This window comes from Tabrizicola sp. (genome assembly GCF_036781545.1).
In the GTDB taxonomy this organism is placed as follows: Bacteria; Pseudomonadota; Alphaproteobacteria; order Rhodobacterales; family Rhodobacteraceae; genus Tabrizicola.
The window spans coordinates 1-7619 of record NZ_DAIQAT010000166.1 but is presented as its reverse complement, the minus strand read 5'-3'; the positions used below and the strand labels follow the sequence as shown (position 1 = coordinate 7619).

Here is a 7619-nt window from a genome sequence, read left to right as displayed (position 1 = left end):
TCGCAATAGGGCTTGCCGGGCAGGCTGGGCAGGCCGCAGAACCAGAAATCATCCGTCGCCGGGTCGCCGATCGGCCATTTGCAGGTCCGCTCGGTCAGTTCCATCAGCGTCAGCTTGCGCGCGCGCTTCTCCACCTCGCGGACCGAGGCCAAGGCCTCGGGGCTGATCTCGTTCAGGCTGGGTTGCGGCGGCAGCGGCTGGCCGGCCGGGATGATCGCCTTGCGGACCGGCAGCGGGGTGACGTTGGACGACGGAGCAGGGGCCGCCGCCGCAGGTGCCGCCGGGCGCGGTGGCTCGGCGCGCGGGGCCGGTTCCGGCCGGGGGGCGGGCTCGGGCTTGGCCGCCGCGACAGCTGCGGCCGGGGCGCTGCTCTCCTCCTCGTCCTCCTTGCCGCCCACGCGGTTCGACAGGCCGAGGCGATGCACCTTGCCGATCACCGCGTTGCGGGTCACCCCGCCCAGTTCCTTGGCGATCTGGCTGGCCGACTGGCCCTCGTTCCACATGCGCTTGAGCGTCTCGACGCGCTCGTCCGTCCAGGACATCCCGATCTCCGCCTGTCTGTGCTACCCGGACATTCTATCCGTCCGGGGCAGGGGGCCGCAAGGGTCGCTCTCGCAAAGGGTCAGGGATGCAGGCGCAGCGCCCGCGCTTCGGCATGGCGCACGATGGGAAAGCCCGCCCGCCGCCGCAGAAGCTCGGGCTCGGGACAGACCGCCGCCAGCCGCGCCCGGTCGTCCGGGAGAAGCGCGGCAAGCCCTGCCTCGCCGGGATGGAAGCTTTCCGACAGCGTTCCTTCCGCCAGCAGCACCTCATGCCGGTCGCAGAGCAGCATCACATAATCGACTCCGCCCCCTGGCAGAACCACCCGCGCGGCCTGATCGTCGACCAGCGCCTGGGCGGCGACCAGCACCCGGTCCTCGCCGAAATAGACCGCGGCGCGCCAGTCGTCGATCAGCACCCGTTGCTGGGGCGAGACGACCAGTTCCCGTGCATTGCCCAGGGCACCGGGGCCGAAGGCCACGGGCCGAAGGCCCGGATGCGCCAGAAGCTCGACCACCTCCACCCGCCGCCGTCCGACCCAGCGCAGCGGGCGCGAGCCGTTGCCGAGCGTCGTCACCACCTCTCCTGCGACCAGGGTTTCGACCGGACGCGGTCCGTCGGGCGTGTCGATCCGCGTGCCTGCGACATAGGCCGCGAGCGCATCGGTCAGGGCCGCGCCGTGAAGCACCGGCCCGGATCCCGGCACCCAGGGCCGCGCGCTGGAAAGCCCCGCCGCCTTGCCGCCGACGCGGACCAGGAACAACCCCGGACGGCCCGCGACCGGCTCGACCGCGACCGCGCTTCCGGCGCGATGTTCCATGCTAGGCGGAGTATCTTCTGCCAGCACCAGCCCGTCCGGCCCCTCGGTCAGGCTGATCCCGACCGGCGTCGCGCCCTCCATCAGCACGGGCAGCGTCTCGGCAAGCCGCGCGGCCCAGCCCTTCGCGGCTGCCGGTTTCGGCAGGATCACCCGGTCCAGCGCATAGACGCCGACAGTGATGCGCTCAGCGACCATGTCTGTCCAGAACCCCCGGCTTTCCGCCCTGCCCGGAGGGGCCCCCGCCCCTTCATCCCCGATCCTGCATTGCCAGCGTTTACAGGTCATTGCCAGCGAAAAACCCAAGGCCTGGGAAAGCACTTTACCCGCGCGCATATTCCCGCTACTGACGCCCCATGACCGCAGGATCTTGCCATATCCCCGCCTCGCGCCGACGCCGTCGCGCCTGACGCCTATCCTGCCGTCATCGGCGCTGTTGCGCCTCATCCTTCCCCAAGTTGACTCCCAGCCAGCCCTCGGGCACCCATTGGCTTTCACCTGAAGGACCCTGTTCCATGATCCCCTCCGTCCTGCCGACCTACAACCGCGCGCCCCTGTCCTTCGTGAGGGGCGAGGGCAGCTGGCTCTGGGCGGAAGACGGGCGCCGATATCTCGACCTCGGCTCGGGCATCGCGGTGAATGCGCTGGGCCATGCCCATCCCGCGCTGGTGCAGGTGCTGACCGAGCAGGCCGGGAAGCTGTGGCATGTCTCGAACGTCTACACGATCCCTGAACAGGAACGGCTGGCGAAGCTGCTGACCGACAGCACCTTCGCCGACACGGTCTTCTTCACCAATTCCGGCACGGAAACCGCCGAGCTGGCGATCAAGATGGCGCGCAAGTTCCATTACGACGCGGGCCAGCCCGAGCGGACGCAGATCGTCGCTTTCGAGGGCGCGTTCCACGGTCGCTCGACCGGTGCCATCGCGGCGGCGGGGTCGGAGAAGATGGTCAAGGGCTTCGGCCCGCTGATGCCGGGATTTGTCCATCTGAAATGGGGCGACAATGACGCTATCCGCGCGGCCATCACCCCCGGGACCTGCGCCGTGATCATCGAGCCGATCCAGGGCGAGGGTGGCATCCGCGTTGTCCCCGACGCCGAGCTGAAGCTGATCCGGCAGCTTTGCGACGAGACCGGCACGCTCCTGATCTTCGACGAGGTGCAATGCGGCATGGGCCGTACCGGGCGGCTCTTCGCGCATGAATGGGCGGGTGTCACGCCGGACATCATGATGGTCGCCAAGGGCATCGGCGGCGGCTTCCCCCTGGGTGCGGTGCTCGCCACCGAACGCGCCGCTGCGGGCATGACCGCCGGGACCCATGGCTCCACCTACGGCGGCAACCCGCTTGGCTGCGCGGTGGGGGCGAAGGTCGTCGAACTGATCGCCAACCCGGCCTTCCTGGCCGAGGTCGCCCGCAAGGGCGCGCTGATGCGGCAGGGGCTGGAAAGCCTGGTCGCCCGTCACCCGGCGGTCTTCGAGGACGTTCGCGGCGAAGGCCTGATGCTGGGCCTGAAATGCAAGCCGGCCCCGGCAGATGTGGTGAAGGCGGGCTACGAGGCCGGCATCCTGACCGTTGCCGCCGCCGACAATGTCCTGCGCCTTCTCCCCGCGCTCAACATCCCCGACGACGACATTGCCGAGGCGCTGCGACGGCTCGACCAGACCGCCGCCGCCCTCGAAAAAGCTGCCTGAGCTTCTTCTGTTCCCAAATATCCAGGCGTTCCGGGGGTGAACCCCCGGCCGCCGGATCAAAAAGCGAAACGACATGAACCACTTCCTCGACATCCACCAGACATCCCCCGCCGACCTGCGGGCCATGATCGACAATGCGCAGGCGATGAAGACCGCGCGCAACGGCCGCCCCAAAGGCTCGCCCGACGATGAGACCCCGCTCAAGGGCCGCATGGTCGCGCTGATCTTCGAGAAACCCTCGACCCGCACCCGCGTCAGCTTCGACGTGGGCGTCCGCCAGATGGGCGGCGAGACGATGGTGCTTTCCGGCAAGGAAATGCAGCTCGGCCATGGCGAGACCATAGCCGATACCGCCCGGGTCCTGTCGCGCTATGTCGACCTGATCATGATCCGCACTTTCGAGGAAGCGACGCTGCTGGAGATGGCCGAACACGCCACCGTCCCGGTGATCAACGGCCTGACCAACCGCACCCACCCCTGCCAGATCATGGCCGACGTCATGACCTACGAAGAGCATCGCGGCCCCATCGCGGGCCGCAAGGTGGTGTGGTGCGGCGATGGCAACAACGTCTGCGCCAGCTTCCTGCATGCGGCCGGGCAGTTCGGCTTCGACTTCACCTTCACCGGGCCGGAAACGCTGGACCCGGAGGATAAGTTCGTCGCCTTCGCCCGCGAGAAGGGATCGAAGATCACCATCCAGCGCGACCCGTTCACCGCCGTCGAAGGCGCCGACCTTGTGGTGACGGACACCTGGGTCTCGATGCACGACCCGGAATCGGCCAAGGAACGCCGCCACAACCAGCTGCGGCCCTACCAGGTCAACGAACAGCTGATGTCGCGGGCCAAGCCCGACAGCCTGTTCATGCATTGCCTGCCCGCGCATCGCAACGACGAGGCGACGAGCGCCGTGATGGACGGCCCGCATTCGGTGATCTTCGACGAGGCCGAGAACCGCCTGCACGCCCAGAAGGCGGTCATGCGCTGGAGCCTGGGGGTGTAGGCCCCGATGGGACGGGCGGGCGCTTGACAAGGCCCCGCCCGCGCCCGACGCTTCAGCGCAAAGGGAGGTTCCCATGCACCGCCGTTCCGTCGCCGTCTTCGACCGTTTCCTCTCGGCCCTGGCCGTCATCCTCGACAAGGCCAGCGCGCATTGCGAGGCGAAGAAGATCAAGCCCGAGGTCATCCTCGCCGCGCGCCTCTTCCCCGACATGTTCCCCTTCGCCCGCCAGGTCCAGCTCGCCTGCGACTTTGCGGCGCGCGGCACCGCCCGGCTGGCGGGGCAGGAGCCGAAAGGCTTCCCCGACACCGAGACCACGTTTGCCGAGCTGAAGGACCGGATCGCCGCGGCGCGCGGCTATATGGGCAGTTTCCAGGCCGCCGACTTCGCCCATGCCGATGCCCGCGAGGTGCATTTCAAGGCCGGGGGCCGCGACATGGTGCTGAAGGGCGACGAGTTCCTGTCGTTCTACACCCTGCCGCAGTTCTTCTTCCACGTCACCACCGCCTACGACATCCTGCGGGCGAACGGGGTGGAGCTTGGCAAGCGGGACTACATGGGCGCGCCCTGAACCTGCCCGCGCGCGGGCAGTCGTTCGACCCGTGTCTTATCAACGGCTTGCGAGGCCGCGTTCAGGATTTGGTAACCTCTGTCTTCTTCATGCCGGTTGCCCGCCCGCAGGGGCCAGCACCTTCCGTGCATCGGCATCCGCCGCCCGTGCGGCCAGGAGCGCGACAACCACAAGGATCAGCGCCAGCCCGGCATAGGTCGGGCGGAAGCCGGCGTGCTCGGCCAGGAAGCCGATGGTCGAGGGCGCGACGAGGATGCCGCAATAGCCGACCATGGTGACGATCGAAATCGCATTGGCCGAGGGCAGGCGGGGATGGTTCCCGGCGGCCGAGAACAGGATCGGCACCATGTTCGCCACGCCCAGGCCTGACACCGCGAAGCTCGTGATCGCCAACCAGTCCCAAGGCGCCAGCGCCCCGCCCATCAACCCCGCTGCGCCCAGAAAGCCCGACAGCCGCAGCGTCCGCACCGCGCCCAGCCGGTTGCGGACGGTATCGCCCAGGAAGCGCATCACCGCCATGGCCCCGGCGAAGAAGGCGAAGGCCAGGCCCGAGACGAAGACATCCGAACCCAGTTCCTTCTGCAAATAGATCGCCGCCCAGTCCAGCACCGCGCCCTCGGGCACCATCGAGAAAAGCGCGAGGAACCCCAGGAGCCAGATGTGGAAGTCTTTCGGGAAAAGCTTCGTCTTCGGCGTGGCCACCGTCTCGGCCACCGGGCCGCGTGGTGCTGGCGGCAACAGGAACGGCATGGCTACCAGTACCATTGCCGCCACGACCGCGGCGGTCAGCAGCGACTGCACCTCGGACCCCCAATGCGCGATGACCCAGGCCCCGGCCGAGCCGCCGATGAAGCCGCCCAGGCTCCAGAACCCGTGCGAGGAGGACATGATCGCCTTGTGCAGCCGACGCTCGATCTCGACCGCCTGCGCGTTCATCGCCACATCCATGCAGCCCGCCATCGCCCCGAAAACCGCCATGAACAGGGCCAGGGCCCAGAGGTTGGGCGAGAAGACCACCATCGGCAGGACCGGGATCAGCGCCAGCGAGAACAGCGACAGCACCCGCCGCCCGCCGTACAGGCTGATCAGCCGCCCGGCGAAGAGCATGGCCGAGACCGCCCCCAGCCCGAGGACCAGGATCAGCAGGCCCAGCATGGATTCCGTCACGCCGTGGCGCGGCATGAGAAGCGGGATTTGCGGCGCCCAGGCGCCCATGACGAAGCCGTTGGCCAGAAACATCGCCGCAACCGCCCACCGCGCGCGCTGCGCCTGCACATCCACCTGCATGATCCGCCCCTTCACTGTTAGCGCCGGTCATAATCTGCGCGCCGGACGGTTGGAAGGCCGGTCGGATCAATCCGTGTTGCAAGGCTGAAAGGAAGCGCTGGGGCGCCGCTGGCTGTCTCCGGGCAAGAACGATCCCCTTTCGCGGTCAGGTCCCGCGCGGCTTCGCCCGCAGCGTCGGTTCCGCCTGCGTCGGGTCTTCGGGCCAGGGGTGGCGCGGATAGGCGCCGCGCATGTCCTTGCGCACATCGGCGTAGGAGGTCGCCCAGAAGCGCGGCAGGTCGGTCGTCACCTGCACCGGGGCCCGCGCCGGGGACAGGAGCGTGATCCTGACCGGCATCCGCGCCGCGCCGACCACGGGGTGAACCGTGACGCCGAACAATTCCTGCAACCGCACCTCGATGGCGGGCACCTCGCCCTCGTAGTCGATGGGAATCTTCCGGCCCAGGGGCGTCTCGAAGCTTCCCGGCACCAGCCGGTCCATCTCGGCCAGCCGGTCCCAGCCCAGCAGGGCCTGAAGCGCGGGAACGAGGTCCAGCGCCTTGATGTCCGCTTCCGTCCGCATGCCGGAAAGGTGTGGCAGCAGCCAGTCTTCCGCAGTGGCCATGAGGTCGGCATCCTCCACCCCCGGCCAACCCTCGCCCCGCGCCAGCCGGGCCCGCGCGCGTAGCCGCCGCGCCGCCGGGGACCAGGGCAGGCCGAGAAGCCGCACCCCCTCCAGCGCCGCCTGCGCCACGACGTCGGGGGCCGCGTCCCAATGCCGGTCGTCCAGCACCAGCGCGCCCAGCCGTTCCTGCCGCCGCGCGACGACGCGGCCTTCGCGTTTCGACCAGTCGCAGACCTCGACCCAGGCGATGCGGTCGGCGTAAAGCCCCCGGACCTCGGCCTCGCTGATCGCCACCGCCTGCCGCACCGTCGCTTCCCGGGCATCGCCGTCGAGGTCGGTCGCCACGATGAGCCGGGCGCCCGACAGGGGCAGACCGGCGGGCATCGCCGCCCCCTTGCCCCCTGACAGCACCCAGCGCGGCGCCTCGCCCTTCCGCCGCAGGCCGATCCGGTCGGGATAGGCCAGCGCCGCCATCTCGGCGAGGGTGTGTGCCGGGGAGCCCCCCGCCTGATCGCCCGCTTGGCCAACCAGGCTTCGCGCTGCCGTTGCCAGCCGCCTCGCCTCGGCCCGGATGCGCTCGACCACGCCCCGGTCCGCCTCTGGCCCCGGGCGCGTCACCGCCTGCACCCGCAAGGCCAGGTCCGGTGGTGCCCCGCGCAGCGGGTCGCGTTCCGCCAGGAGGGCTGCCAGGGTCGCCGCCTCCGGCCCCGCCACCGCCAGCATGTGCCCCAGCCTCGGGTGCAGCGGCAGTCCCGCCAACCTGCGCCCATGCGCGGTGATGTGGCCGTTTGCGTCCAGCGCGCCCAGCCCCTGCAACAGACTGCGGGCCTCGGCCAGCGGTCCCGCCGGGGGCGGCGTCAGGAAGGGCAGGTCCGCGCCCCCCCAGAGCGCCAGTTCCAGCGCCAGCCCGGCCAGGTCGGCCACTTCGATCTCGGCAGGCGGGTAGGGGGCGAGGCCACCCTCCTCGCCACGGGTCCAGAGCCGGTAGCACAGACCCTCGGCGACCCGACCCGCGCGGCCCCGGCGCTGCTCGGCCTCGGCCTTGGTCGCCCGCTCCGTCACCAGCCGCGACATGCCGGAGTTCGGGTCGAACCGCGCCCGCCGCGCCC

Annotated in this window: 7 protein-coding genes; 3 read left to right on the top strand and 4 right to left on the bottom strand. The window is 69.8% G+C overall.

The features are described from left to right. Together V7Q39_RS17685 and V7Q39_RS17680 are read right to left on the bottom strand one after the other, a co-directional pair. A partial coding sequence (locus V7Q39_RS17685) for a GcrA family cell cycle regulator (RefSeq protein ID WP_333817940.1) occupies positions 1–542 on the bottom strand: 542 nt, incomplete at its 3' end. Between the two features lie 80 nt (positions 543–622). Continuing rightward, a complete protein-coding gene (locus V7Q39_RS17680; RefSeq protein ID WP_333817939.1) occupies positions 623–1555 on the bottom strand; it encodes a Hint domain-containing protein in 933 nt (310 codons plus the stop codon). Between the two features lie 317 nt (positions 1556–1872). Here V7Q39_RS17680 and V7Q39_RS17675 point away from each other — a divergent pair, with 317 nt between their 5' ends. The 3 genes from V7Q39_RS17675 (at position 1873) to V7Q39_RS17665 (ending at position 4619) form a co-directional block, all read left to right on the top strand. Next, positions 1873–3051, top strand: a complete 1179-nt coding sequence (locus V7Q39_RS17675) for an aspartate aminotransferase family protein (protein WP_333817938.1) — start codon at positions 1873–1875, stop codon at positions 3049–3051. 73 nt (positions 3052–3124) lie between these two features. Next, the gene (gene argF, locus V7Q39_RS17670; protein WP_333817937.1) at positions 3125–4051 is read left to right on the top strand and encodes an ornithine carbamoyltransferase; all 927 of its coding nucleotides are present in this window, start codon (positions 3125–3127) and stop codon (positions 4049–4051) included. A gap of 73 nt (positions 4052–4124) precedes the next feature. Next, a complete protein-coding gene (locus V7Q39_RS17665) occupies positions 4125–4619 on the top strand; it encodes a DUF1993 domain-containing protein (protein WP_333817936.1) in 495 nt (164 codons plus the stop codon). Between the two features lie 87 nt (positions 4620–4706). Here V7Q39_RS17665 and V7Q39_RS17660 read toward each other — a convergent pair whose 3' ends face one another. Together V7Q39_RS17660 and V7Q39_RS17655 are read right to left on the bottom strand one after the other, a co-directional pair. After that, on the bottom strand, positions 4707–5906 hold the full coding sequence (locus V7Q39_RS17660) for an MFS transporter (RefSeq protein WP_333817935.1): 1200 nt from the start codon (positions 5904–5906) through the stop codon (positions 4707–4709). 145 nt (positions 5907–6051) lie between these two features. Beyond that, positions 6052–7619, bottom strand: a 1568-nt coding sequence (locus V7Q39_RS17655; RefSeq protein ID WP_333817934.1) for an ATP-dependent helicase C-terminal domain-containing protein, incomplete at its 5' end; no start/stop codon positions are given.

What these genes read in the sequence shown, in the direction of transcription:
- V7Q39_RS17665 (WP_333817936.1), top strand. Translation starts at nt 4,125, where the DNA reads ATGCACCGCCGTTCCGTCGCCGTCTTCGACCGTTTCCTCTCGGCCCTG.
- V7Q39_RS17680 (WP_333817939.1), bottom strand. Translation starts at nt 1,555, where the DNA reads ATGGTCGCTGAGCGCATCACTGTCGGCGTCTATGCGCTGGACCGGGTG.
- V7Q39_RS17660 (WP_333817935.1), bottom strand. Translation starts at nt 5,906, where the DNA reads ATGCAGGTGGATGTGCAGGCGCAGCGCGCGCGGTGGGCGGTTGCGGCG.
- argF (WP_333817937.1), top strand. Translation starts at nt 3,125, where the DNA reads ATGAACCACTTCCTCGACATCCACCAGACATCCCCCGCCGACCTGCGG.
- V7Q39_RS17675 (WP_333817938.1), top strand. Translation starts at nt 1,873, where the DNA reads ATGATCCCCTCCGTCCTGCCGACCTACAACCGCGCGCCCCTGTCCTTC.